This is a genomic window from Aeromonas sp. ASNIH4, from assembly GCF_002934425.1.
Taxonomy (GTDB): Bacteria; Pseudomonadota; Gammaproteobacteria; order Enterobacterales; family Aeromonadaceae; genus Aeromonas; species Aeromonas hydrophila.
In genome coordinates this window covers 2643054-2668011 of the sequence record NZ_CP026217.1, presented here as the reverse complement: position 1 = coordinate 2668011, position 24958 = coordinate 2643054, and the positions used below count along the sequence as shown (strand labels likewise).

At 62.9% G+C, this 24958-nt stretch carries 22 protein-coding genes and 1 tRNA gene; all 23 read right to left on the bottom strand.

What is annotated here, in order from left to right; genetic code table 11:
* Nucleotides 1-18 precede the first annotated feature (18 nt).
* Nucleotides 19-1545 (bottom strand): HD domain-containing phosphohydrolase, encoded by a 1527-nt coding sequence (locus C2U40_RS12220; protein WP_103827182.1) that lies wholly within the window; start codon nucleotides 1543-1545, stop codon nucleotides 19-21.
* A 15-nt stretch (nucleotides 1546-1560) separates the two neighbouring features.
* Nucleotides 1561-2994, bottom strand: a complete 1434-nt coding sequence (locus tag C2U40_RS12215) for an HD domain-containing phosphohydrolase (RefSeq protein ID WP_103827181.1) — start codon at nucleotides 2992-2994, stop codon at nucleotides 1561-1563.
* Entirely contained in the window at nucleotides 2991-4121 is a 1131-nt protein-coding gene (locus tag C2U40_RS12210; protein WP_103827180.1) for an FIST signal transduction protein, read from the bottom strand. Before C2U40_RS12210 ends, C2U40_RS12215 begins: the two co-directional genes overlap by 4 nt.
* A gap of 189 nt (nucleotides 4122-4310) precedes the next feature.
* Entirely contained in the window at nucleotides 4311-5774 is a 1464-nt protein-coding gene (nuoN, locus tag C2U40_RS12205) for an NADH-quinone oxidoreductase subunit NuoN (RefSeq protein WP_017410206.1), read from the bottom strand.
* Between the two features lie 61 nt (nucleotides 5775-5835).
* On the bottom strand, nucleotides 5836-7356 hold the full coding sequence (nuoM, locus tag C2U40_RS12200) for an NADH-quinone oxidoreductase subunit M (protein ID WP_103827179.1): 1521 nt from the start codon (nucleotides 7354-7356) through the stop codon (nucleotides 5836-5838).
* A gap of 78 nt (nucleotides 7357-7434) precedes the next feature.
* Nucleotides 7435-9282 (bottom strand): NADH-quinone oxidoreductase subunit L, encoded by a 1848-nt coding sequence (gene nuoL, locus C2U40_RS12195; RefSeq protein WP_103827178.1) that lies wholly within the window; start codon nucleotides 9280-9282, stop codon nucleotides 7435-7437.
* Nucleotides 9279-9587, bottom strand: coding sequence for an NADH-quinone oxidoreductase subunit NuoK (nuoK, locus tag C2U40_RS12190; protein WP_005299823.1), 309 nt, complete (start codon nucleotides 9585-9587; stop codon nucleotides 9279-9281). The genes nuoL and nuoK overlap by 4 nt, the downstream gene beginning before the upstream one ends.
* On the bottom strand, nucleotides 9587-10135 hold the full coding sequence (gene nuoJ, locus C2U40_RS12185) for an NADH-quinone oxidoreductase subunit J (protein ID WP_011705659.1): 549 nt from the start codon (nucleotides 10133-10135) through the stop codon (nucleotides 9587-9589). The genes nuoK and nuoJ overlap by 1 nt, the downstream gene beginning before the upstream one ends.
* Nucleotides 10136-10145: 10 nt before the next feature.
* A complete protein-coding gene (nuoI, locus tag C2U40_RS12180) occupies nucleotides 10146-10688 on the bottom strand; it encodes an NADH-quinone oxidoreductase subunit NuoI (RefSeq protein WP_011705660.1) in 543 nt (180 codons plus the stop codon).
* Between the two features lie 128 nt (nucleotides 10689-10816).
* Nucleotides 10817-11785, bottom strand: a complete 969-nt coding sequence (nuoH, locus tag C2U40_RS12175) for an NADH-quinone oxidoreductase subunit NuoH (protein ID WP_011705661.1) — start codon at nucleotides 11783-11785, stop codon at nucleotides 10817-10819.
* Nucleotides 11782-14511, bottom strand: a complete 2730-nt coding sequence (gene nuoG / locus C2U40_RS12170) for an NADH-quinone oxidoreductase subunit NuoG (RefSeq protein WP_103827177.1) — start codon at nucleotides 14509-14511, stop codon at nucleotides 11782-11784. The genes nuoH and nuoG overlap by 4 nt, the downstream gene beginning before the upstream one ends.
* A 79-nt stretch (nucleotides 14512-14590) precedes the next feature.
* Nucleotides 14591-15958 carry an NADH-quinone oxidoreductase subunit NuoF gene (gene nuoF, locus C2U40_RS12165; RefSeq protein WP_011705663.1) on the bottom strand — a complete coding sequence of 456 codons (1368 nt, stop codon included), beginning with the start codon at nucleotides 15956-15958 and terminating at the stop codon, nucleotides 14591-14593.
* Nucleotides 15955-16497, bottom strand: a complete 543-nt coding sequence (nuoE, locus tag C2U40_RS12160; RefSeq protein WP_016350417.1) for an NADH-quinone oxidoreductase subunit NuoE — start codon at nucleotides 16495-16497, stop codon at nucleotides 15955-15957. The genes nuoF and nuoE overlap by 4 nt, the downstream gene beginning before the upstream one ends.
* 61 nt (nucleotides 16498-16558) lie before the next feature.
* Nucleotides 16559-18364: an NADH-quinone oxidoreductase subunit C/D gene (gene nuoC, locus C2U40_RS12155; RefSeq protein WP_041218270.1), complete on the bottom strand. Its 1806-nt coding sequence runs from the start codon at nucleotides 18362-18364 to the stop codon at nucleotides 16559-16561.
* Nucleotides 18365-18366: 2 nt separating this feature from the next.
* A complete protein-coding gene (locus C2U40_RS12150) occupies nucleotides 18367-19041 on the bottom strand; it encodes a NuoB/complex I 20 kDa subunit family protein (protein ID WP_005299840.1) in 675 nt (224 codons plus the stop codon).
* A gap of 29 nt (nucleotides 19042-19070) precedes the next feature.
* Nucleotides 19071-19475 carry an NADH-quinone oxidoreductase subunit A gene (locus tag C2U40_RS12145; protein WP_016350419.1) on the bottom strand — a complete coding sequence of 135 codons (405 nt, stop codon included), beginning with the start codon at nucleotides 19473-19475 and terminating at the stop codon, nucleotides 19071-19073.
* A 258-nt stretch (nucleotides 19476-19733) separates the two neighbouring features.
* Entirely contained in the window at nucleotides 19734-20609 is an 876-nt protein-coding gene (locus C2U40_RS12140) for a flagellar motor protein MotB (protein WP_011705667.1), read from the bottom strand.
* On the bottom strand, nucleotides 20587-21345 hold the full coding sequence (locus tag C2U40_RS12135; protein ID WP_011705668.1) for a flagellar motor protein: 759 nt from the start codon (nucleotides 21343-21345) through the stop codon (nucleotides 20587-20589). Before C2U40_RS12135 ends, C2U40_RS12140 begins: the two co-directional genes overlap by 23 nt.
* A 451-nt stretch (nucleotides 21346-21796) precedes the next feature.
* Nucleotides 21797-21884 (bottom strand) — tRNA-Ser (locus tag C2U40_RS12130).
* A gap of 145 nt (nucleotides 21885-22029) precedes the next feature.
* Nucleotides 22030-22647, bottom strand: coding sequence for a TPM domain-containing protein (locus tag C2U40_RS12125; RefSeq protein ID WP_011705669.1), 618 nt, complete (start codon nucleotides 22645-22647; stop codon nucleotides 22030-22032).
* Between the two features lie 20 nt (nucleotides 22648-22667).
* The gene (locus C2U40_RS12120) at nucleotides 22668-23399 is read right to left on the bottom strand and encodes a TPM domain-containing protein (RefSeq protein ID WP_103827176.1); all 732 of its coding nucleotides are present in this window, start codon (nucleotides 23397-23399) and stop codon (nucleotides 22668-22670) included.
* Nucleotides 23396-24001 (bottom strand): LemA family protein, encoded by a 606-nt coding sequence (locus C2U40_RS12115; RefSeq protein ID WP_016350422.1) that lies wholly within the window; start codon nucleotides 23999-24001, stop codon nucleotides 23396-23398. The genes C2U40_RS12120 and C2U40_RS12115 overlap by 4 nt, the downstream gene beginning before the upstream one ends.
* Nucleotides 24002-24043: 42 nt before the next feature.
* Nucleotides 24044-24808: a penicillin-insensitive murein endopeptidase gene (gene mepA / locus C2U40_RS12110; protein ID WP_181014731.1), complete on the bottom strand. Its 765-nt coding sequence runs from the start codon at nucleotides 24806-24808 to the stop codon at nucleotides 24044-24046.
* Nucleotides 24809-24958: the final 150 nt, after the last annotated feature.

Below are 24958 nucleotides of genomic sequence, written 5' to 3'. Positions count from 1 at the left end.
TTTATGGCGGCTTGCCCACTAGAACTGGCCGTGGCCCAGCTCATGGGGGGTGAAATCCCCGCGATCAAGGATGCGCAGGCAGGCATCCACCACCGCTGCATCCAGCTTGCTGCCGCGCAGTTCGATGATGTGAGCCCTGGCCTGGGGAATGCCGAGGGCGGCGCGGTAGGGACGATCGGAGGACATGGATTCCACGATGTCGGCCACCGTGAGGATGCGGGCCTCCAGCAGGATCTGCTCGCCCTTGAGCCCCGCCGGGTAGCCGGAGCCGTCGATGAACTCGTGGTGTTGGTGGATCATCTGGGCGACGGGCCAGGGCAGGGCGATGTCCTTGAGTACCTGATAGCCGGCGCCCGGGTGCTCCTTGACCAGGTTGAACTCCTGCGGGGTCAGCCGGCCCGGTTTGGTGAGGATGTCGAGCGGCACCTGGATCTTGCCGATGTCGTGCACCATGGCCCCCAGATAGAGCCCCCGCAGCCGCTTGTCGTCCAGTTTCAGCTCGCGACCGATGGCCAGCGCCAGGGTGGCGACGTGCTTCTGGTGGCCGGCGGTGTAGGGATCACGCTGCTCCAGCACGGCGGCAATGGCGCCGAGGGCATCTTCCAGCGCCAGCTCCAGCTGGCGGGCGTGCAGCACCCTGTCGCGCTGGGCGGTGAGATAGGCCTGCTGGGTCGCGCGCGCCTGCAGGCCGTAGGCAAGGTAGTCTGCCAGCTGGCTGAAGAGGTGCACCTCTTCGTCGGTGAAGGGGCGGGCCTGTTCACTGTGAATGAGCAGGCCGCCATGCCCGCCGGCATGCCACTGCAGCGGCAGCAGCAGACGGGCGCGCAGGGTGGCCGAGTGGTGCACCAGCGCGCTGGCCAGGGCTTCGTTGCACGGCGCCCCGGTGCCGATGGCCTGATGCAGGGCGGGATCCCGGGTGAGCCAGTCGTCGCTGGCAAACCAGACCGCGTTGCCCGCCTGCGCCAGCACCTGCAGGGTGTGCTGGTCACTGTTTTCCTGCAGCTCGGTGACGAGGGGGAAGCGGCCGTCGAAGGTGATGGCATCGCAGATCTCCTGCAGCAGGGTCTGCTCATCATCCTGCTTGAGCATGGCGTGGTGGGCGCGGCCGATGGCCTCCAGGGTCCAGGTGTACTGCTGCAACCGCTCCTGTTGCTGTTTCTTCTCGGTGATGTCGTCGAAGAAGACGCCGACCCCGACCACCTGGCCCAGCTCGTCGTGCAGAGGAAACTTGGTGGTGCTGAGCCAGCGGGCCTCGCCCCCCTTCAGATAGGGCTCTTCATGGCGCTGGGTGGTGCCGCTGGCAATGACCTTCAGATCGTCATCCCGGTAGCGCTTGGCCAGTTCGGCCGGGAAGAAGTCGGCATCGCACTTGCCGACCAGTTCGGCCGGGGTGAGGGCGAGATCGTCTGCCAGCAGCCGGTTGCAGGCGATGAAGACGGAGCGGGTGTCTTTGAGCAGCACCCGATAGGGCAGCTGATCCATCACCTGGCCAAGCAGGGCGGCCGTGGGCAGCGGGGGAAAGGGCGGTGCGGGTCTTGAACTCATGTCATCCAGCCTCGGTCAAAGGGGGGCAAAGCGATAGCCCGCCTGCCACACGGCGAAGCAGGCGCTGACCACCTGCTCGTCGTAGTGGACACCGGCATAGCGGGTCAGTTCGGCAAAGGCATCGGTGAGGGACATGGCTCGCCGGAACGGGCGGTGGGCCGTCATGGCGGCCAGCGAATCGGCCACCCGGATGATGCGCGCCTCCAGCGAGATGGCATCCCCCTGCAGCCCCTGTGGATAGCCGCTGCCGTCCAGATTCTCATGGTGCTGCTGCACGATGGCGGTGATGGGCCAGGGGAAGTCTATCTGCTGCAGGATTTCACAGCCCGCCTGCGGGTGCTGCTTGATGAGCTCGAACTCCACCTCCCTCAATGCGCGGGGGCGGGTGAGGATCTCCGCCGGGATCTGCAACAGGCCGATGTTGTGCACCATGGCGGCGAGGCCCAGCCCGTCGAGGCGTTCTTGGGAAAGTTGCAGATGCTGGCCGATGGCCAGTGCGAGATCGTGCACACGCCGCTCGTGGCCCGCGGTGCCGGGATCCTTGTGGGCGATGGCGGAGGAGAGTGCCGCTATGGTCTGGAACAGCAGGGTGCGTTGTTGCTGCTCGCTCTCCTTGATATGGGTGATGTCGACCAGGGCGCCGATGATGCCGGCCACCTCGCCCTGATGGTCGTAGAAGAGATCCTTGAAGTTGAGCACCTGATAGCGGTGGCCGCTGCGATCGAACAGGGTGTGCTCGAAATATTGCGGCTGCCTGCTGCGCAGCACCTCCAGGTCGCGCTGGGTGTATTCGTCGGCCATCTCGGGGGGCAGGATCTCGTCCACCCGCTTGCCCAGCAGCTCGGCCTTGCTGATGCCGGTGATCTGGGTGAAGGTCGGGTTGCAGCTGATGAAACGCCCCTCGACATCCTTGTAGAACACCGGGATGGGGATTGCCTTGAGCAGGGACTCGTTGAAGCGCTGCATGTCGACCAGCTCCGCCTGCTGGCGCAGGGCCAACTGCTCGCTGTCCCGGCACAGCTGGATGGCACGGGCCAGGTTGCCGAGGATGGGGCTGAACAGGTGGCAGAGCTGCTCCCCCTGCTGCTCCGCATTGGGGGAGAGCAGCAGCATCAGATAGCCCCCCTCGATCCGTAGCCGATAGGCAAACGGGTAGGGGCGCGAGCCTGGCAACGGCAACGCTGCCCGCAGGATGCACTGCTCGCCGTCGCTGACCCAGTGGGGCAGTGCGAGCGGCTCTCCCTGATGGCGAAGCAGTTGCTCGTCGCCGATCGCCTTGATGATCTTGTACTCCCCCTGCGGCAACTGCTGCAGCACCAGCCCGACCGGGCAGGCGCAGTGAAACAGAAAGCGCTGCAGCACCTTGGTCAGCAGGGCATCCAGCGTGACCTCGCGGCCGATGCAGAGGGCGAGATCGCAGACGATGGCCATGGCGTGGTCGTTGTTCATCGCAATCCCTCCCCGTTGCAGAGAATGGCGCCGTTGTGAAACAGCGGATAGTCCCCCGGCCGCAGGTTGCCAATCTCGCCAAGGGAGAGGGCGCCGACCAGCTGGTGGGCGCCGCTGTGGCTGAAGAGGGTCTCCAGCTCAAGCGCACTCTGCTCGCCGAAGTGCTGCTGACGGCCGGCGCAGTAGTAGATCTCGAGGCGCTCCGGTGCCCCGTGCCGGCTCAGTTTTTCGGCCAGCTCGATGGCGTGGGCGGTCGGGCTGTGCGGCGCCTTGAGCAGGGTGAGGATGCTGTGATCCGGCACCTCCCCGACGCAGAGCAGCGCCCCCTCGTCGGTGACGGCGACCGGGATGCGCACGATGACGTCGCCGTTGGCCCGCAGCAGCCCAAGCGGCAGGTGGACGCCGTACTGGTAGAACTGCTCCGGAGTCAGGCGCTGCTGGAACTGTTGCTGGACCAGAGACTGGTAGCGGCTGAAGGCGGGCTGCCAGTCGATGAAGGAGATCTTGTTGCCCTCGCTGCTGGTGGCCAGCATGGGCTGGGCGGTGAGCTGATAGCCGTGCTCGAGCAGAGGGTAGCTGCGATGGGGCAGCAGGGTGCAGCAGACCGCCTGTGCCAGCAGCCTGTGGTTGTCGAACAGGCAAGGCATGGGGCGAAACTGGCCGCTGCCGGCATTGACGCCGGCATAGTGGACCCTGTCCGCGAGATGCAGATAGATCCCCTCGAGGAGGGAGGCGATGTTGGGGATCATGGCATCGAAGGTCAGAAAGAGGGTCGGTATACCTTCGGCTGGTGGCCACTGTGCAAGACGAGGGGCCAGCGCGTCGCAGAGCAGACGGGCCTGCTCATCGGCACTGGCGACGGGATCGAGCGGGATGAGCAGCGGGACGTGGGAGGCCGGGCGCGGCAGCAGCCAAGCGCCGCGTTCATGAAAACCGTGACGGCTGAGGAGGCGGGGAAAGAGGGCGCCGCTGAGTTGAATGTCGAGGTGGCTACATTGCTGCTGCAGATCGGCTACGTGCTCTGCATCCTGCTCGGCCAGCAAGACGTCGAGCCGCTGGCCACGATAGGGGCGCAGTGCCTCGGCCAGTGGCTGCGCATCGAATGAATGAAACGCGGGCTGCATCATCGTTCGGAACTCCTTTCCTGCCAATCATCAATATATCAGCAAGGGGGACGCGGTGGATACCCGGTCGTGTCCGGCTGGCGGCCATAAGCCGTTATAAAGGCAGATAAATTTGAGACGGCTGGTCAGGCATCCCGCTTTGGGCAGATAAAAAAACCGGCCACTTGGGCCGGTTTTTGAGATGGAGTGAAATCAGTGCAGCACCACGTTCTGGAAGCCCTGCACCAGGCTGATGACCGGCTGGGGATAGAGACCCAGCGCCACCACCAGCGCGGCGGAGAGCAGCACCACCAGACCACCGGAGGTGATGGCCCAGTCCCCCTTGGCGTCGCGCAGCTGCATGCCGGGCTCGCGCAGGTAGAGGGTGACCATGACCCGCAGGTAGTAGTAGAGACCCAGCGCACTGCCGAGCACGATGGCGCCGGAGAGCCACCACAGCTTCGCATCGACGGTCACCCCGATCAGGTAGAACTTGCCGATGAAGCCGAGCGTCATGGGGATACCGGCCAGCGAGAGCATCATCACGGTCAGCACGGCGGTCAGATAGGGACGACGCCAGAACAGGCCGCGATAGCTGTGCAGGGAGTCCGCATCCTTGCCGCGATAGGGGCTGGACATCATGCTGATGACGCCGAAGGCCCCCAGGCTGGTGAACAGATACATCAGCAGATAGACGCCGGCCGCTTCCACCGGCATCTGGCCGAGACGGCTCGCTACGATCACCGCCAGCAGGTAGCCGAAGTGGGAGATGGAGGAGTAACCCATCATCCGCTTGATGTTGGTCTGCAGCAGAGCCAGCAGGTTGCCGATGACGATGGAGACCACCGCCATGGCGGCCAGCAGCCAGTGGATCATGGGATCCGCGGCGGCGGGCACCGCCAGGTAGAAGCGCAGCAGCACGCAGAACACCGCGATCTTGCTGACGGTGGCGAGGAAGGTGGCCACCGGTGCCGGCGCCCCTTCGTACACGTCCGGGGTCCAGAGGTGGAACGGCGCCAGGGAGAGCTTGAAGGCAAAGCCGACCAGCATCAGACCCAGACCGCCCATCAGCAGCGGGTGGTGAGCCGGGGTGGTGGCCAGGGTCAGCCCCAAATCGCTGAAGCTCAGGCTGCCGGCCTGGGCATAGAGCAGCGCCATGCCGAACAGCAGGAAGGCGGTAGCTGCGGCGGAGAGCACCATGTACTTGATGCTGGCCTCCAGTGAGTGGCGCTCGCGATAGGCGTAGCCCACCAGACCGAACATCGGCAGGGTCAGCATCTCGATCCCGATGAACAGGGAGGCGAGGTGACGGGAGCCGGCCAGCACCAAGCCACCGGCGGTGGCGATCAGCAGCAGCAGGTAGAACTCTTCCCGATTGTCCGGATAGCCCTTGAGCCAGGAGCGGCCGAAGGTACAGGTCGCCAGGGCACCGATGAGCACCAAGCCCATGTAGAAGACGGCGTAGCCGTCTATCTGCAGCAGCGGGGTGACCCCCTGATCGCCTTGCGCCATCACGATGGGCAGGGAGAATAGCGCCAGGTTGAGGCCGGCGATGGTGACCACGAAGGCGGTGTCATCGCACCGTTTCCAGGCGATGGCCAGCATCAGGGCCACCATGGCCCCGGTTGTCAGCAACAGGGGCAGCAGGGCCAGCAGTTGCGAAGCGGTGAAGGTCATTGCAGTGCTCCTGTAATGGACAAGGAAGGCAACAGGGCCAGCGGTTTAACAGCGGTCACTCTCATTGCAATGCTCCTGCGAAGGGCAGGGCGTACCAGTGCAGCACGCTCAGCAGGCTGTTGCCCGCGGTGTCGAGCACAGGTTGGGGATAGACACCGAGCAGCACCAAGAGACCGGCAATGGTCATCATCATCACCAGCTCGCGGCTGTCGAGCCACTTGAGGACGCTCTCGTCCTTGGGGGTACCGAAGCAGGCGCGCTGCAGCATGATGAGGGAGTAGACCGAAGCCAGCACCAGGCCGAAGGTGGCGATGATGGTGAGCACGGGGGCAACCTGGAAGCTGCCGATGAGGATCAGGAACTCGCCGACGAAGTTGCCGGTGCCCGGCATCCCCAGAGAGGCGACCGAGAAGAACAGCATCACGCCGGGCAGGTAGCGCAGACGGCCCCACAGCCCGCCCATCAGGCGCAGGTCCCGGGTGTGCAGACGCTCGTAGAGCTGACCGCACAGGATGAAGAGGCCGGCGGCGGAGAGGCCGTGGGCGATCATCTGTACCACGGCGCCCTGCAGGGCCAGTTCGCTGCCGGAGTAGATGGCGATCATCACGAAGCCCATGTGGGAGATGCTGGTGTAGGCCACCAGTCGCTTGATGTCGGTCTGGGCGAACGCCACGATGGCGCCGTAGACGATGCCGATAAGACCCAGCACCATGGCGTAGGGGGCAAATTCGGCGGACGCCTCGGGGAACAGCGGCAGGGCGAAGCGCAGCAGGCCGTAGGCGGCGGTCTTCAGCAGGATCCCCGCCAAGTCCACAGAACCCGCGGTCGGTGCCTGGCTGTGGGCATCCGGCAGCCAGCCGTGCAGCGGTACCAGCGGCATCTTGACCGCGAAGGCGATGAAGAAGCCCAGCATCAGCAGCCACTGCACGCCCTTGCTCATCGGGGTGTTCAGCAAGTCCTGATAGTCAAAGGTGAACACGCCGGTGGCGGCATGGTGAGTCAGCACCAGGCCCAGGATGGCGACCAGCATGATGAGGCCGCTGACCTGGGTGTAGATGAAGAACTTGGTGGCGGCGTTGATCCGGGATTTGCCGTCGGTGACCGAGTGGCCCCACAGCGCAATCAGGAAGTACATCGGTACCAGCATCATCTCCCAGAAGAAGAAGAAGAGGAACAGGTCCAGCGCCATGAAGACGCCGAGTACGCCACCCAGGATCCACAGCAGGTTTAGGTGGAAGAAGCCGATGCGCTGCACGATTTCCTTCCAGGAACAGAGGATGGCCAGCACGCCGATGAAGCAGGTGAGGATCACCATCAACAGCGACAAGCCATCCACCGCCAGGTGCAATGAGATGCCGAAGCGGGGGATCCAGGGCAGTTGCAGTTCGGCTGCCCAGACGGGCACGCCGCCCTGGGCTGCCAGGGTGAAGTCACCGCTCCACCAGATGGCGCAGGAGAGCAGCAGACAGGCGCTCATCGACAGCAGGGCGACCCAGCGTACGAAGTACTCGCCGAATCGCTCGGTCTGCCAACAGAGCAGACCGCCGATGAAGGGTATTAACAAGATCCAGAGTAAGGTCACGATATCAGCTCTCGTCTATGTTCTAGTCACTGTGCAGGCCCGTGGGCTTGCTGCGAGTTCAGGGGCTGCATCACGGGATCAGCCGAGCAGCAGCAGGGCCAGGATCAGGGCGGCGCCCATCCCCATGGAGGCTGCATACCAGCGCAACTTGCCGGAAACGGTCCAGGCCAACAGCTGGTGGCCACTCTGTGCCAGCCAGGCCGGCAGGTTCATCATCCAGTCCAGCGGATCCTTGCCGAGCAGCCGGGTCGCCAGCAGATACGGCTTGACCCACAGCTGATCGTAAAGCCAGTCAAAGCCCCAGGCATTGAACCAGAGAGTGCTGAGCAACTTGCCCGGCGCGCTGTTGGCCACGCTGCTGGCCAGGCGGCGCTCGCCCAGGAACAGGAAGGCGGCCAGGGCAATGCCGGCGATGGCGATGATGGCGGAGGTGACCTCCAGCCCATGGCGTCCCTCTTCGATGTGATCCCCCGGACCGGCCGGCAGTACTCCCGCCAGCGGCGGCACGATCAGGGCGCCGATACCGGTGGAGAGCACCAGCAGGACCAGCAACGGCAGCTGATGGGCCAGCCCGTGACCGGCGTGAGCCTGGGTCTGCTCCTTGCCGTGGAAGGCGATGAAGATCAGGCGGAAGGTGTAGAGGGAGGTGAGGAAAGCACCGCCCAGACCGGCCCACAGCAGGGCGCTCTGGCCGCTGGCCTGCACCTGCCACAGGATGGCGTCTTTACTGTAGAAACCGGCGGTTACCAGCGGCAGCGCGGCCAGGGCCGAGCCCCCCACCAGGAAGCAGGCATAGACCAGTGGCAGGCTCTTGCGCAGGCCCCCCATCTTGAAGATGTTCTGCTCGTGGTGGGTCGCGACGATCACGGCACCGGCGGAGAGGAACAGCAGCGCCTTGAAGAAGGCGTGGGTCATCAGGTGGAAGATGGCCCCTTCCCAGGCGCCAACACCGAGGGCCAGGAACATGTAGCCGATCTGGCTCATGGTGGAGTAAGCCAGGATCCGCTTGATGTCGGTTTGCACCAGGGCCGCAAAGCCTGCCAGCACCAGGGTGATGGCACCGACCAACGCCACCAGATGCAGGATCTCGGGGGCCAGCAGGAACAGACCGTGGGTACGGGCGATGAGATAGACACCGGCAGTCACCATGGTGGCCGCGTGGATCAGCGCCGAGACCGGGGTCGGGCCCGCCATCGCGTCCGCCAGCCAGGTTTGCAGCGGCAGCTGGGCCGATTTGCCGACGGCGCCGCCAAGCAGCATCAGACAGGCAAACGACAGGGCAGGGGAGCCCTCGGCAAACATCAGCGGTGCGCGTACCAGCAACTCGTGGATGTTGAGGGTACCCAGCTCCCGGTAGAGGACGAACAGACCGATGGCGAGGAACACGTCACCGACCCGGGTCACCACGAACGCCTTGAGGGCGGCGGCGCCGTTGGCCGGATTGCGGTAGTAGAAGCCGATCAGCAGGTAGCTGCACAGCCCCACGCCTTCCCAGCCGAGGTAGACGAACAGCAGGTCATCGGCCAGCACCAGGAACACCATGCTGGCGATGAACAGGTTGGTGTAGGTGAAGAAGCGTGAATAGCCCTCTTCCCCGCGCATGTACCAAGAGGCGAACAGGTGGATGAAGAAACCCACCCCGGTGACCACGCCGAGCATGGTCAGCGACAGGCCGTCCAGCGCCAGGCGGAAGGTGGGGGTGAATTCACCCACCGAGATCCACTGCCACAGGGTCTGGGTATAGACGCCGCCCGTTGGCATGGTATTGAGGAAATCGATGCCGACCCACAGGGTAGTGAGGGCCGACAGCCCTATGCTGCCGACGCCGATGAGCGCAGCAGTGCGCTCGCCGAAACGACCGATGGAGAAGGCCAGCACCAGCCATCCCAGCAGCGGAAACAGAAAAGTCAGGTATAGGAGGCTCATCCGCGCATCTCGCTCACAGTGTCCACGTTGAGGGTGTGGTAACGACGATAGAGCAGCAGTAACAGGGCGAGGCCGATACTGGCCTCCGCTGCCGCCAGAGAAATCACCAGTATGTACATGATCTGGCCATCAGCCTGGGCCCAGCGGCTGCCAGCCACCACGAATGCCAGTGCCGACGCGTTCATCATGATCTCGATACTCATGAGGATAAACAGCAAGTTGCGACGTATCAGCAGGCCGCACAGGCCGATACAGAACAGCACGGCAGCCAGCAGCAGGCCGTGTTCCATCGGGATTCCGTTCATCATTGACCTCCTTCTTGAGACGGATGTGCCGAGGCTTTTGGCACGGAGAGCACTTCCCCGCTCTTGTCTTCACGGCCCAGGTGATAGGCGGTGACCAGGCCCGCCAGCAGCAGGATGGAGGCAAGCTCCACCGCCAGCACGTAAGGACCGAACAGGGCGATGCCGACCGCTTTGGCACTGACGTCGGTCAGACCGAGTTCACCACCGGTGACCCCGAGAATGCCGTAGGCCAGAAAACCCAGCAGAATGAGCGAAAGCAGACCGGGGCCCACCCAGGTGGTGGGGGTGAGCCAGTTCTTTTCCTGATCCTGGGCCGAGCCCAGGTTCAGCATCATCACCACGAACACGAACAGCACCATGATGGCGCCCGCATAGACGATCACTTGCAGGGCGCCCGCGAAGGAGGCGCCCAGGCAGAAGAAGATCATGGCCACGGCGATGAGGGAGATAATGAGATTGAGCAGCGCGTGCATCGGATTGCTGGTGCTGATCACCCGCAGCGTGCTGTAAATGGCGACCAGGGCCGCGGCATAGAATGCCAGTTCCATGATTGACTCCTCAGGGCAGCAGGCTCTTGACATCGATGGGCTTGGCTTCGTTCTCGGCATCCCCTTTCGGCTTGCCGTCGATGGCCATCCCGCTCATGCGGTAGAAGTTGTAATCCGGATACTTGCCGGGTCCGCTGATCAGCAGGTCTTCCTTCTCGTACACCAGATCCTGGCGGCGGTACTCGCCCATCTCGAAATCCGGCGTCAGCTGGATGGCGGTGGTGGGGCAGGCCTCTTCGCACAGGCCGCAGAAGATGCAGCGGGAGAAGTTGATGCGAAAGAACTCAGGGTACCAGCGACCATCTTCCCGCTCGGATTTCTGCAGCGAGATGCAGCCGACCGGGCAGGCCACCGCACACAGGTTGCAGGCCACGCAGCGTTCGTCGCCATCCGGATCACGAGTCAGCACGATGCGGCCGCGATAGCGGGGCGCCGCATAGACGGCCTGTTCCGGATAGTTGAGGGTCTCGCGGGGGCTCCAGGCATGGGAGAACACCATCCCCAGGCTGCGCAATTGGGTGCCGACACCCTTGATGATGTTAATAATTTTCATAGTCGTGCCTCACTGCACATTCATCAGCACCACAGCCCGTACCTGCTGCATCCCGAGCGGGATGCAGGGCGGCGGGCAAGCAGACGTTCCAGCCAAACGGCATCACAATTTTTCTGTCCATTGCGGCCTCACTGCGCATTCATCAGCACCACGGCGCCGGTGACCAGCATGTTGAGCAGGGTCAGCGGCAGGCAGACTTTCCAGCCAAACGACATCACCTGGTCAAAGCGCGGGCGGGGCAGGGAGGCCCGCAGCAGGATGAAGAACACCATGAAACAGGCGGTCTTCAAGGCAAACCAGATGAAGGGCGGCAGCCAGGGGCCGTGCCAGCCACCGAAGAACAGGGTCACGATGAGCGAAGAGATCAGCACGATGCCGATGTACTCGCCCACGAAGAACAGACCCCATTTCATGCCCGCATACTCGATGTGATAACCGTCGGCGAGCTCCTGCTCGGCTTCCGGCTGGTCAAACGGATGGCGGTGGGTGACGGCGACGCCGGCAAACAGGAAGGTGATGAAACCCAGGATCTGGGGGATCACGTTCCACAGTCCTGCTTGGGCTTCTACGATATCCCGCAGGTTGAAGCTGCCGGTCTGGATGACGATGCCCATCAAGGAGAGGCCGAGAAACACCTCGTAGGAGAGGGTCTGAGCCGAGGCGCGCAGGCTGCCGAGCAATGAGTACTTGTTGTTGCTCGACCAGCCGGCGAACAGCACGGCGTAGACCGCCAGTCCCGCGATGGCCAGGATGTAGAGCAGCCCCACGTTGAGGTCCGCCACACCCCAGGTGGGGGTGATCGGCACCACCGCAAACGCCAGAATGAAGGCGGTAAAGGCGATGATGGGGGCCAGCACGAAGATCCGGCGATCGGCGAACGGCGGGATCCAGTCCTCTTTGAAGAACATTTTGATCATGTCAGCCGCCAGCTGCAGCAGGCCGAAGGGGCCTACCCGGTTGGGGCCGTAACGATCCTGCCACAGCGCCAGCAGACGGCGCTCGATGAAGCTCATGAAGGCACCGGCCCCCACGATCCCCACCAGCACGATCAATGCCTTGCCGATTTCCAGCAACAGATCGATCAGAGAGTCGCTCATGCGATGGCCTCCTGCAGGTTAGCGAGATATTGCTGGTGCAGGGCGGTCGGCAGACCGTTGACACAGAGCGGCAGACCCACCAGACCGGCGGTCAGATGCTCGCTCAAACGCAGGGTCAGCCGCCAGTGGTGGCCACCCCAGGAGAAGGCGACCTGGCTGCCGGCACTGAGGGCGAGACGACTGGCGTCGGCCGGGTTCAGCACCAGCACGGGCTCGCTCATGCGGGCCTGGATGACCGGGCTTCTGGCAGACAGCTCTTCGCCGCCAAACAGCTGGTCATAGCTCACCACCTGCAGCGCTTCTTTGGCGCTGAACGGGGCGGGGACGGTGTCGAACCAGCCGAGGCTGTCCTCGCCCGCTTCCAGCAGACGGCGACCGGGATCCCCGGCGCGCAGGTTGCCACCCACTTCATCCTGGAACTTGTTCCAGGCGGACGGGGAGTTCCAGCCCGGCGCCCAGGCGAACGGCACCTGTTGCAGGGGCTGGCGGGCACCGGCGTAGCCTTCCATGGAGAAGTTGAAGGGCGAGTCGGGATCCTGGGCGACTCTGGGCTCGCTCACGTTCTGATCCGCCAGCATGGAGGTGCGGCCGCTGTAGCGGTGCGGTTCGCGGGCGAGCTTCATGCCGCGGATGCGCAGACCCGCGTTGGGAGCGGCCTCGCGCATGCTGGTCAGCAGCGGGGCGCTGGCTGCGCAGGCACTGCTCACCTCGTCGAAGGTGTTCCAGCGCAGCGGTTTGCGATCCAGCACGCCTTGCAGGGCGGCCAGCCAGCGCCAGCTCTCACGCACCTGGATGTCGGCGTCGTAGAAGGCGGGGGCATAGACCTGGAAGAAGCGCTGGGCGCGGCCTTCCATGTTGATGAGGGTACCGTCGGCCTCGGCGAAGCTGGCGGCAGGCAGCACCAGGTTCGCCTTCTGAGCGGTGCCGGTGTCCTGATGGTCGACCACCAGCAGGTGCTGCAGACGGTCGATGGCGGCATCGACACGGCTGCGCGGCGCGCGGCGGTAGAGATCGTTTTCGAGCATCACCAGCGCGAGCTTCTCTTCTCTTTCGATACGCTCGAGGGCGGCTTCCAGCGGGGCGGCATTGCCGGCCAGCATGGCCAGCCCCAGGCTGTTGGTCTCCTGGGCTACCAGAGCGAGCTCCACGGCCTGGCCACGGCCCTTGAGGGCGCGGGCGATGTTGCTGGCCGCCTCAAGCAGCGCCTGGCTGCGGGCACCGGTGCCGGCGATGATGAGCGGCTTCTTGGCGTTGCCGAGCAGCGCTGCCCAGCTGGCGGCCAGGGCCTGTTGCTCGGGGGCAAGATCGGTCAGAGCAGGGGCGCTGCCATCGAGCAGATGGGCGATGGCGAAGCCGAGGCGCGCCTGATCCGCGTGGGGGGCGTGCAGGGTGCCGCTCGCCACGTCGTCCAGTCGGGTGCTGTCCAGGCTGGTGATCAGCAGCGGGTAGCGCTCGTTCTGGGCCAGGGTCTGCACCGCGGCGACCTGCCACAGATCCACCTTCAGCTTGCGGGCGATTTCGCGGCCCTTGCCCTTGACTGCCTGACGCAGGGCCAGGGCAATGCGGGCAGCGGTCTGGGTGACATCCTCGCCGAGCACCAGCACGGCGTCGGCTTCTTCCATGTCACGCAGGCTGGGGGTGCGCACGCCACCGTGCTGCAGGATCTGCAGCATCTTCTGCAGGCATTCCCATTCGCTTTGCTCGACGCCGCTGTAGAAGTTGGCGGCTCCCACCAGTTCGCGCAGGGCGTAGTTGCTCTCCAGCGAGGCGCGGGGCGAGCCGATGCCGATGACGCCGGCAGCGGTGCGCAGGGCATCGGCAGCACGGTTCAGGGCACCGTCCACCGTGATGGCCAGCTTGTCATTGCCATCCTGCAGCAGGGGCTGGCGCGGGCGGTCAGTCAGATTGACGTGGCCGTAGCCGAAACGGCCGCGGTCGCACAGGAAGTAGTGGTTCAGTGCGCCGTGATAACGGTTCTCGATGCGGCGCAGCTCGCCATAACGTTCACCCGGGCTGATGTTGCAGCCAATCGAGCAGCCTTGGCAGATGCTGGGGGCAAACTGCATGTCCCATTTGCGGTTGTAGCGCTCGGAGTGGGTCTTGTCGGTGAACACGCCGGTGGGGCAGACCTCCACCAGGTTGCCGGAGAACTCGCTCTCCAGGGTGCCATCCTCGACCCGGCCGAAGTAGACGTTGTCGTGGGCGCCGTAGACCCCGAGATCCTCGCCGCCAGCGTAGTCCTTGTAGTAACGGACGCAGCGATAGCAGGCGATGCAGCGGTTCATCTCGTGATTGATGAAGGGGCCCAGATCCTGATTCTGGTGGGTGCGCTTGGTGAAACGGTAGCGACGGCTATTGTGGCCGGTCATCACCGTCATGTCCTGCAGGTGGCAGGAGCCACCCTCTTCGCACACCGGGCAGTCGTGGGGGTGGTTGGTCATCTGCCACTCCACCACCGTCTTGCGGAACTCCTTCGCCTCTTCATCCTCGATGGAGATATAGGTGCCATCGGTGGAGGGGGTCATGCAGGACATGACCAGGCGGCCGCGCTTGTCGTCGGCATTCTGATACTGTTTCACCGCACACTGGCGGCAGGCGCCGACGCTACCGAGCGCCGGGTGCCAGCAAAAATAGGGGACGTCCAGACCAAGGGACAGACAGGCTTGCAGCAGGTTATCTGCCCCGTCTACCTCGTACTCTTTACCGTCTACATGAATGGTGGCCATACAACTTCCCTGACTTCAATGAGATAAATTCTTTGGCTTGCGCCGGTTCAGCGGGCCCGCGGCGAGCGCCCTGCGTGCCTTACCAGCGCTCGCCCAGCAGGTTGGGCTGGATACCCTTGAGCTGCTTGCGATTATCCTGCGGCGCCTTGACGCCAGCCTCGAATTCGGACCGGAAATACTTCATCGCACTGCCCAGCGGCTCGATGGCGCCAGGGGCATGGGCGCAGAAGGTCTTGCCTGGGCCGAGGAAGCTGACCAGCTGCTCCAGGGTGGCGAGATCTCCTGGCTGACCCTCGCCCCGCTCCAGCGCGCGCAGCAGTTTGACGCTCCAGGGCAGGCCGTCGCGGCAGGGAGTGCACCAGCCGCAGGACTCGCGGGCGAAGAACTCTTCCATGTTGCGCAGCAGGGAGACCATGTTGATGCTGTCATCCACCGCCATGGCAAGGCCCGTGCCCATCCGGGTGCCGACCTTGCCGATGCCGCCGGCGTACATCTGGGCATCCAGGTGCTCGGGCAGCAGGAAGCCGGTGCCGGCGCCGCCGGGTTGCCAGGCTTTCAGGCGATAGCCGGGCTTCATGCCGCCAGCATAGTTCTCGAACAGCTCGCGGGCGGTGATGCCAAACGGCAGCTCCCACAGGCCGGGGTTGTTGACCTTGCCGGAGAAGCCCATCAGCTTGGTGCCGTGATCTTCCGAACCCGGCAGCGCCAGCCCCTGATACCAGGCCACACCGTTGCCGATGATGGCGGGCACGTTGCACAGGGTCTCGACGTTGTTGACGCAGGTCGGCTTGCCCCAGACGCCGGAAACGGCGGGGAAGGGGGGCTTGGCGCGTGGGTTGGCGCGGCGACCCTCCAGGGAGTTGATGAGCGCCGTCTCTTCGCCGCAGATGTAGCGACCCGCGCCGGTGTGGACGAACAGCTCGAAGTCAAAGCCCGAGCCCAGGATGTTCTTGCCGAGCAGACCGGCAGCCTTGGCCTCTTCGACCGCACGGCGCAGGTTGGCCGCGGCATCGACGTACTCGCCGCGCAAAAAGATGTAGCCACGGTAGGCCTTGAGGGCCTTGGCCGAGATGATCATCCCCTCGATCAGTAGGTGGGGCAGCTGCTCCATCAACAGCCGATCCTTGTAGGTGTTCGGCTCCATCTCGTCGGCGTTGCAGAGCAGGTAACGGATGTTCATGCTCTCGTCTTTGGGCATCAGGCCCCACTTCACGCCGGTGGAGAAACCGGCGCCGCCGCGACCCTTGAGACCGGCATCCTTGACGGTGCCGACGATCTCGTCCGGGCTCATCTGGCCCAGTGCCTTGCGGGCCGCATCGTAACCCTGCTTGCTCTGGTATTCATCCAGCCAGACCGGCTGGCCGTCGTCGCGCAGCCGCCAGGTGAGGGGATGAGTCTCGGCCGCGCGGGCGATGCGATTGGCGGTACCAAGGGATGCCAGACTCATGGGTAAGCCTCCAGGGTCTTGAGCAGGCTGACGGCGTCGAGCCCACCGTAGGTGTCATCGTCGATCATCAGCGCCGGCCCCTTGTCGCAGTTGCCGAGGCAGCAGACCGGCAGCAGAGTGAAGCGGCCGTCGGCGGAGGTCTGGCCGGGGGCCAGGTCCATCACCTCTTTCAGGCCGGCCAGCAGTTGTTCGTGGCCGTTGATGTAGCAGACCATGCTGTCGCAGACGCGGATGATGTGGCGACCGACCGGCTGGCGGAAGATCTGGCTGTAGAAGGTAGCGACCCCCTCCACGTCGCTGGCGGGGATGCCGAGCTCGGTGGCGATGGCGTGGATGGCACCGTCAGGTACCCAGCCGCGGGCCTGCTGCACTATCTTGAGCGCTTCAATGCTGGCAGCACGGGGATCTTCGTAGTGGTGTTTCTCATGCTCGATGGCATCGCGTTCTGCCTGGCTCAGGACGAAATCGTTCCCCTTGCCCTGGCATGAACTCTGTCCCTGCGGGGACTGATTGTGTTGGCACTGACATTGCTGGCTCATGGCTTAACCTTTTGTGGCTTGTCCTTTTTGTCGTGTAACGGGTCTTGGTAACAGCCGTTACTCAACGGTCCACATCCGACATAACGAAATCGATACTGCCCAGATAGACGATGAGGTCCGACACCATCTGGCCACGGATCACCGAGGGGATCTGTTGCAGGTGAGCAAAGCTCGGGGTACGGATCCGGGTCCGGTAGCTCATGGTGGAGCCATCGCTGGTCAGGTAATAACTGTTGATCCCCTTGGTCGCCTCGATCATCTGGAAGGACTCGGCGGCCGGCATGACCGGGCCCCACGACACTTGCAGGAAGTGGGTGATCAGGGTCTCGATGTCCTGCAGGGTGCGCTCTTTGGGCGGCGGCGTGGTGAGCGGGTGATCCGCCTTGAACGGCCCTTCCGGCATGTTCTTCATGCACTGTTCGATGATGCGCATGCTCTGGCGCACCTCCTCGATGCGCACCAGGGCGCGATCGTAGGCATCGCCGTTGGCGCCGACCGGCACTTCGAACTCGAACTGATCGTAGCCGGAGTAGGGGCGCCACTTGCGCACGTCGAAGTTGAGGCCGGTGGCGCGCAGACCGCCGCCCGTGGTGCCCCAGGCCAGTGCTTGCTCTGTGTTGTAGGCGGCGACGCCGATGGTGCGGCCACGCAGTATGCTGTTGCGCATGGCGGCCTTCTCATAGTCCATCAGTCGCTTGGGCAGCCAGCTCAGCAGGTTGTCTTGCACCAGCCGCTGCCAGCCGACGGGCAGATCATGGGCCACGCCGCCGATGCGGAACCAGGCCGGATGCATACGGGCGCCGGTGATGGCCTCGATGATGGTGTAAATCCGCTGCCGGTCGGTGAAGGTGAAGAAGACCGGGGTCATGGCACCCACGTCCTGAATATAGGTACCGATGAACAGCAGGTGACTCTGGATGCGGAACAGCTCAGCCAGCATCACCCGGATCATGTCGACCCGCTGTGGCACCTTGATGCCGGCCAGCTTCTCGACTGCCAGCACGTAGGGCAGGTTGTTCATGACGCCCCCTAAGTACTCGACCCGGTCGGTGTAGGGGATGTAGCTGTGCCAGGACTGGCGCTCGCCCATCTTCTCGGCACCGCGGTGGTGATAGCCGATGTCGGGCACGCAGTCGCGGATCTCCTCGCCATCGAGCTGCAGCACCAAGCGGAAGGCACCGTGTGCGGAGGGGTGGTTGGGGCCGAGGTTTAAGAACATGTAGTCCTCATTCTCGTTGCCGCGACTCATGCCCCACTCTTCCGGTTTGAACAGCAGGTTGTCCTGCTCTTGATCCTGTTTGACCGCATCGAGCATGAAGGGATCGAATTCGGTGGCGCGCGCCGGATAATCCTTGCGCAGCGGGTGACCCTGCCAGCTCTTGGGCATCATGATGCGGGTCAGGTGGGGGTGACCGTCGAAATTGATGCCCATCAGGTCCCACACTTCCCGTTCATACCAGTTGGCGTTGGGGAAGTGGCGGCTGACGGTGGGCAGCGTCAGATCACCCTCCTTGAGCGGCACCTTCAGCATCAGATCGGCGTTGCGATCGATGGAAATGAGGTGATAGAAGACGGTGAAGTCGCTGTCGGGCAGATCGTGGCGATGGCTGCGCATCCGCTCGTCGGTGGCGCTGAGATCGAACAGCATCACGAACGGGGAGGGGAGCTTGCGCAGGAAGCCCATGACATCCAGCAGCAGCTCGCGGGAGAGCCAGACTACCGGCACGCCGGTGCGGGTATTCTGGATGGTGAAACGTTCGGCACCGAAATGGGCGAATAGCTCGCCGATCACCTGAGCGTCTTTGTGATCACTCGGTTGCCACTGGGCCATGGCGTAGTTGCTGGGAAATTCTCGAGTCAGTTTCATGGTCAGATCTCATCCGGCGTGCGCAGGTTGGTGACGTTGATCCGCTCGCCACGCTTGCGGTCCTTCTCGGCAGGCATTTGGGGGCGATAGATGCCCTGATCGCCAACCACCCAGGAGAGCGGACGGCGCTCCTTGCCGATGGAGTCCTGCAGCAGCATCAGCGCCTGCAGGAATGCCTCGGGACGGGGTGGACAACCCGGAATATAGACGTCGACCGGCAGGAACTTGTCGACGCCCTGAACGACCGAGTAGATGTCGTACATGCCGCCGGAGTTGGCGCAGGCACCCATGGAGATGACCCACTTGGGTTCGAGCAGCTGTTCATACAGACGCTGGATGACGGGGGCCATCTTGATGAAGGGGGTGCCGGCGATCACCATGAAATCGGCTTGGCGCGGTGAGGCTCGAATAACTTCGGCGCCAAAGCGGGCCACATCATGGGGGGAGGTGAAGGCGGTACACATCTCTACGTAGCAGCAGGAGATACCGAAGTTGTAAGGCCAGAGGGAGTTCTTGCGGCCCCAGTTGACAGTGTCTTGCAGCACCTCTTCGAGGCGCCCGATCATGATGCCGCGTGAGGCCTCTTGAGCCAGGGGATCCTCGACGGTCTGGCGCTGTTCCTGGGGATAGCGCTCAACGGGCGCATCTGGGTCGATCCGGGTCAGGGTGTACTTCATGGTGCAACCTCAAAGGGATAATCAGTAATTCAGTCTGGCTTCTTGTCGGTCAGAACGCGCTTTTTCGGTGCCCAGTCGAGGGCGCCAATGCGCCACAGGTAGACGAGTCCTACCAGCAGCAGGGAGATAAAGATGGTGGCTTCGATGAAACCGACCCAGCCGCTTTCCCGAACGGAGACGGACCAGGCGAAGAGGTAGAGTGCCTCGACGTCGAAGATGACGAAGAACATGGCAACCAGGTAGAACTTGGCGGAGAAGCGTAGACGGGCATTGCCCACCGAATCGACGCCAGATTCGAAGGGTTTGTTCTTGGCACGACCATAGGCTCGACCACCCAGCAGGGCGGCAAGGCCGATCATGGTCAGGCAGATGCAGATGGCCCCAACTACATAGACAGCAAAAGCCCAATGCTGGACAGCAATATCAGCAAACATAGGAGTTTTCCCTAACCGAATTAATCACGCGACTTAACAAGGATGTTACGTATTATGCCACTTTCGTACTGATTTACATGTCATTTCAAAGGATTAATTATTAATCATCGGGAGGAAAATCGTATTTTGCTAGCGGAGTCAATGTTCCTATTTGAGAATCATTTTCAATCGCTTTTAGGGTGTGGCGGAAATGGCGGGATCGTTTGAAAAATAAACTAATCGTGAAAGGAGAGACCCCGCCAGGCGGGGTCTGCTCGATCAGGGTTTGAGGATGGGTAGCGCCTCTTCGGCTGCCTTGCCCTGGGAGAGGGTGATCTCGACCCTACGGTTGGCCTGACGATGCTCGGGTGTGTCATTGGGATAGCGTGGCTGGGCATCCGCGACCCCTTGGGCGATGACCCGGGTGGCATCGAGTTTGGGGTTGGTCAGCAATGTGTGCACGATGGAGGCGGAGCGCAAGACCGACAGCTCCCAGTTGCTGCGATAGAGCTCTACCGGGGCCTGGGAGTTGTCGGTGTGGCCGGTGACCACCACCTTGCCGGGAATGTCAGCCAGAATGCCGGAGATCTTGTTGACCAGCGGGATGAACTGGGGCTGCAGGAAGGCGGAGTCGGCCGGGAACAGCGCCTTCTCGCCGATGCGGATCACCAGCTGGCTGCCCAGTTGTTCCACCTCCAGATCCTTGGATTCAATCTGTGCCTTGAGCTGCTGTTCGAGCTTCTTCTTGGTGACCTGCACCCACTCCTGCTCCTTGGTCTTGTGAGGCCATGATTCCGTTGCGCTCGGCTTTTCCGAGGCACCGATGGTCTCGTTGAAGGGGTCCGAGGCGGCCATGGGGGCATCCTTCTCCAATACCGTCTCTTTCTTCGGGCTGCTGGGAGTGGTTTTGGACTCGGGTTCCAGGATCCCGGTACCGCCCTGCATCACGGGGGAGCCCGCGGCAGGGGAGATGAGGCCAATTTTGCCCAGCGATTCGATGAAGCCCTGGATCAGCACCCGGGTTTCAGACTGCTTGGCCATGGCAAAGGAGTAGAGCACCACGAACAGGGCGAACAGCAATGTCATGAAGTCGGCATAGGAGACCAGCCAGCGTTCGTGGTTCTCCGGCGCTTCAGCCTTTTTCTTTTTTGCCACCGTGGCCTCCGAGGTAGGGTTCGAGGGTGACTTGCAGGCGTTGCTGGGATTCGCCATCCACGATGCAGAGGATACCGGTCAGGGTCATCTCCTTGTAGTGGCGGATCTGATGGGCAAACCCTTTGTAGCGGTTGCCAAAGGGCAGGAAGATCAGGTTGGCGGCCGATACCCCGTAGATGGTGGCGATAAAGGCCACCGCAATGGCGCCCCCCAGCTTGTCAGGGGCATCCAGCAGGCCCATGGCGTGGATCAGGCCAAACACCGCCCCCACGATCCCCATGGTCGGGCAGTAGCCACCCATGGCTTCATAGAATTTGACGGTCTGCTCGAGATCTTCTTGCTCGAACTCGATCTCGTTCTCCAGCACCTCGTGGATCTTGGTCTTCTCGTAGCCGTCGACCATCATCTGCACCCCTTTTTGCAGGAAGGGATCCTTGATCTCGTCGATCATGCCTTCGAGGGCCAGCATGCCGCTGCGCCTGGCATTGCCGGCCAGGTTTTCCAGCAATTCGGCCTGCTGCTGCATGTCGAGTTTGAGAGGGGCCAGCAGCCACTTGAAACGCTTGAGAGTGCTGCCAACAACGGAGAAGGGGAACTGGGTCAAGGCGGCACCTATGGTACCTCCGATCACGATGAGGAAGGCGGGCAGATCGAGCAGGGCGCTGGGATGTCCACCCTCGATCATGTTGCCGCCCAGGATGGCGATCAATGCCAGGACCAGGCCGATTAAGCTCATTTTTTATACATCCCTGAATATTGATAATGGCTAGTGTAGCTATTTAAGTATCAGTTTTTCAAAATGATATCCAATCGATGAGCAATAAAGTGAGTGCCTTGACCTCGATGGACAGATTTCTTTCCCGGGTGGCAAGCAGCCGGGCCATGCAGGGTGTTTTACCGAGAAGAGAAGGGGCCGTCGCGGGACTTTGACGGGAAGGGGGCTTGGGCAGATCAGATTGCAAATGTTGGAAGGCAAAAAACCGGCCATTGAGCCGGTTTTCTTAGATTGGATTGTGGGGATGGGATGCTTCAGTCCGTGTGGTTTTTCCTTGGGGGCGGCGGGCAGCCCTCCATTACCACAAGCAACGTTGCTCGTACCCAACGAGGGTGTTGCTTTCTTTCACGGAAGTATCGCATCTGAAAACCCCAAAAGCAAAAAACCGACCATCAGGTCGGTTTTTTAAATTTGGCGGTGAGGGAGGGATTCGAACCCTCGATACGTTGCCGTATACACACTTTCCAGGCGTGCTCCTTCAGCCACTCGGACACCTCACCAAATTTTCGCTCACAGCGCCGTTGCGCTGGAACGGGGCGTAATTTAGGGGAAAGGGCTGCCTGGGTCAACCACTTTTCCCCTTATTTTTCATAATCTTTATCGAACGCCTATCCCTTGAACAGAATGCCGGTTTTTTAAACCCGCTCAGGGCTTGGGGAGGATGATCAGGCTGTCCGGCAGCTCGTTCTGGTCGCGGGTGGCGGGGAAGGCGTCGGTCAGAATGGCGCTGGTCCGCTCAATGCATTCGAGGAAACCCTGCTCCACCTCTTTGTTGCGGACCCGGCGGGTGAAGTCATCGATGATCTCCTGCCACTGGCCGTTGTCGATGTGCTGGGCGATGCCGTCATCCACCAGGATCTCCACGTAGTGCTCGGCCACCGAGACGAAGATCAGCACCCCCAGCCGATCCTGGGTACGATGCAAGCCCTGCTCGACGAACTGCAGGCGTGCCATCAGGGCGGCCCTGTGCTGGCGAACCTGTTTGGGGATCAGGTACATCTTGATGGGGGTCCAGTGGAACAGGATGCTCAGCACCAGCCAGACTGACCACTGCACCAGCAGGATCTCGTACCAGCCGAGCCAGAAACCGAGCTCGAATACCAGCAGCGGGGTGAGCATGGCCAGCAGCGCTGCCCACAGGGTGGGGATGTAGCGATAGCCGTCGCTGGCGGGGGCCAGAACGGTCACCAGCTCGGCATCGGTTGCCTGCTCCGCCTGCTTGACCCTGGCCTGCAGCGTGTGAAAGAACTGTTTCGAAATCATGTGTCGTCTCTTAATCCCTGTTACCAACCACCGGAGGCACCGCCGCCGCCGAAACTGCCGCCCCCTCCGCTGAAACCGCCGCCACCACCAAAACCGCCACCGGAGCGACCGGCACCGAAGCCACCGGCGAGGTAAGCGGCGCGGCGCCGGCCACCTCTGCCGCCGCCACCACCACCACGCAGGTTGTGCAGCACGATCATCACTATCACCATCAGGATGAACAGCCAGGGCCCGCCTAGCTTATCCTTGCTGGTGTTGTCTACCGGTTTGTACTCGCCCGCCAAGGCCTGCATGATCGCCTGGCTGCCGGCGACCACCCCGGCCACCATGTCGCCGCGTTTGAACGCGGGCAGGATCCGGGTCTGGATGATGTTGGCGGCGATGGCATCGGGCAGGGCGCCTTCCAGCCCGTAACCCACTTCGATGCGCACCTTGCGTTCATCCTGGGCGATCAGCAGCAGCACCCCGTTGTCCTTGCCCTTCTGGCCTATGCCCCAGTGACGGCCGAGCTGATAGCCGTACTCCTCGATGGTGTCGCCCGCCAGCGTGTCGATGGAAACCACCACCAGCTGGATGCCGCTGCGCTTCTCGAATGCCGCCAGCTGCTGGGTGAGCTGGTGGGCCTGCTTGCGGGACATCAGGTTGGCCTCGTCCACCACTCGCCCGCTCAAGGCGGGGAAAGTGGGGGCGGCGGATACCACCGTTGTCCACAACAACAGGCAGGACAACAGGGCACGGATCACGCGCTTCATTGGAAGCTGACCTTGGGCGCCTCATCGGCGCCGGGCTTGGCGCTGAATGTGGGTTTGGCCTCCAGATCCGAGTAGAGCAGCTTGGACCAGATGACGCCGGGGAAGGTGCGGATCTCGGTATTGAACTGGCGTACCGCTTCTATGTAGTCGCGCCGGGCCACCGAGATACGGTTTTCGGTGCCTTCCAGCTGAGCCTGCAGGGTGAGGAACTGCTGATCCGCTTTGAGTTCCGGGTAGCGTTCGACCACCACCATCAGCCGGGAGAGGGCGCCGGAGAGCTGGTTCTGGGCCGCTTCAAACTCCTTGAGCTGGGCGGGATCGCTGACCTGCAGGCTGCCCACCCGGGCTCTGGCATCGGTCACCGCCTTGAGGGTCTCCTGCTCGTGGCTGGCGTAGCCCTTGACGGTGGCCACCAGATTGGGGACCAGATCGGCGCGGCGCTGATACTGGTTCTCGACCTGGCCCCAGCTCGCCTTGACCTGCTCATCCAGGGTCGGAATATTGTTCATGCCGCAACCGGTCAGGCCCAGCAGCAGGGTCATAACCAACAGGGACTGGGTTGCCCTCTGCCAGAGTGAAGTGGCCATCTTGTTGTTCTCCATTGACATTTTTTACAGATAACGGCTCACCATACCAGCTTGTGGTCAACCGCCACAACGGGCGGGCAGCCTGGGTTTGTGGTAAGCCATCGAAACCTTGGGTAGTTGCGGCTTGTCTTTGAGCCAGGAGGCCAGCTCGGCGCCGCAGCCGTTGCCGGGCGGGATCGGCGCCTGAGGCTGGCAATCCGGGCTGCCGACCGGACAGCGCAGACGCACATGAAAGTGGCTGAAGTGGCCGACCCAGGGGCGCAACTTGGCGACCCAGAGTTCATCGGGCGCCCGTTTGCACACCTCGGCCTTGAGCACCGGGTTGATGAAGATGCGGGCGACCTCGGGCTTGCTGGCCGCCAGGCGCAGCAGGTTTAGCTGCTGGGGGCCGAAGCGCCCGGGCAGCACCCGGTAGCTGGGCTCATCGATCAGCGCCCACTCCTTGGGGGCATCCTGCTCCCATGTTGAGATGGGCTGGTTGGCCATGCGAAACCAGATGTCGGCGTCGAGGCCGGTCTGGTGGCTGCGGTGCCCGGAGGTGAAGGGGCCACCGTGGGCCATGGCGAGATCGGCGATATAGAGGTCCGGCATGCCGGCCATGCGGGTCTGGTTGGCCAGGGTGGTCAGGTAGGCGATGAGCTCGGGGTGGCCGTAGTAGCGCAGTCGCTTGGTGCGGATCACCTGATAGCCGGGGCCGGTCAGCGGCAGCGCTACCCCGTTCTTGAGGCAGCCGGCGGAGTAGCCGCCAATCGCTTCGGCCTGGTGGAGATGAGGTTCGGCAAGAAAGGTACTGGCCATGAAGAGCAGGGTGGTGGCAAGCATGAGACTCCCGACAAGCATGCGAATGGGCTCAGATGAAGAGAATGATACCAAGAGTCCGGTGAGGCCGTCACCCGATGAGCGAGCCCGGTTGCATCCCGGTGTCGGGCTCGCGCACAATGCGCGACAAAATTGGCGCATCCAGGGCGTGTA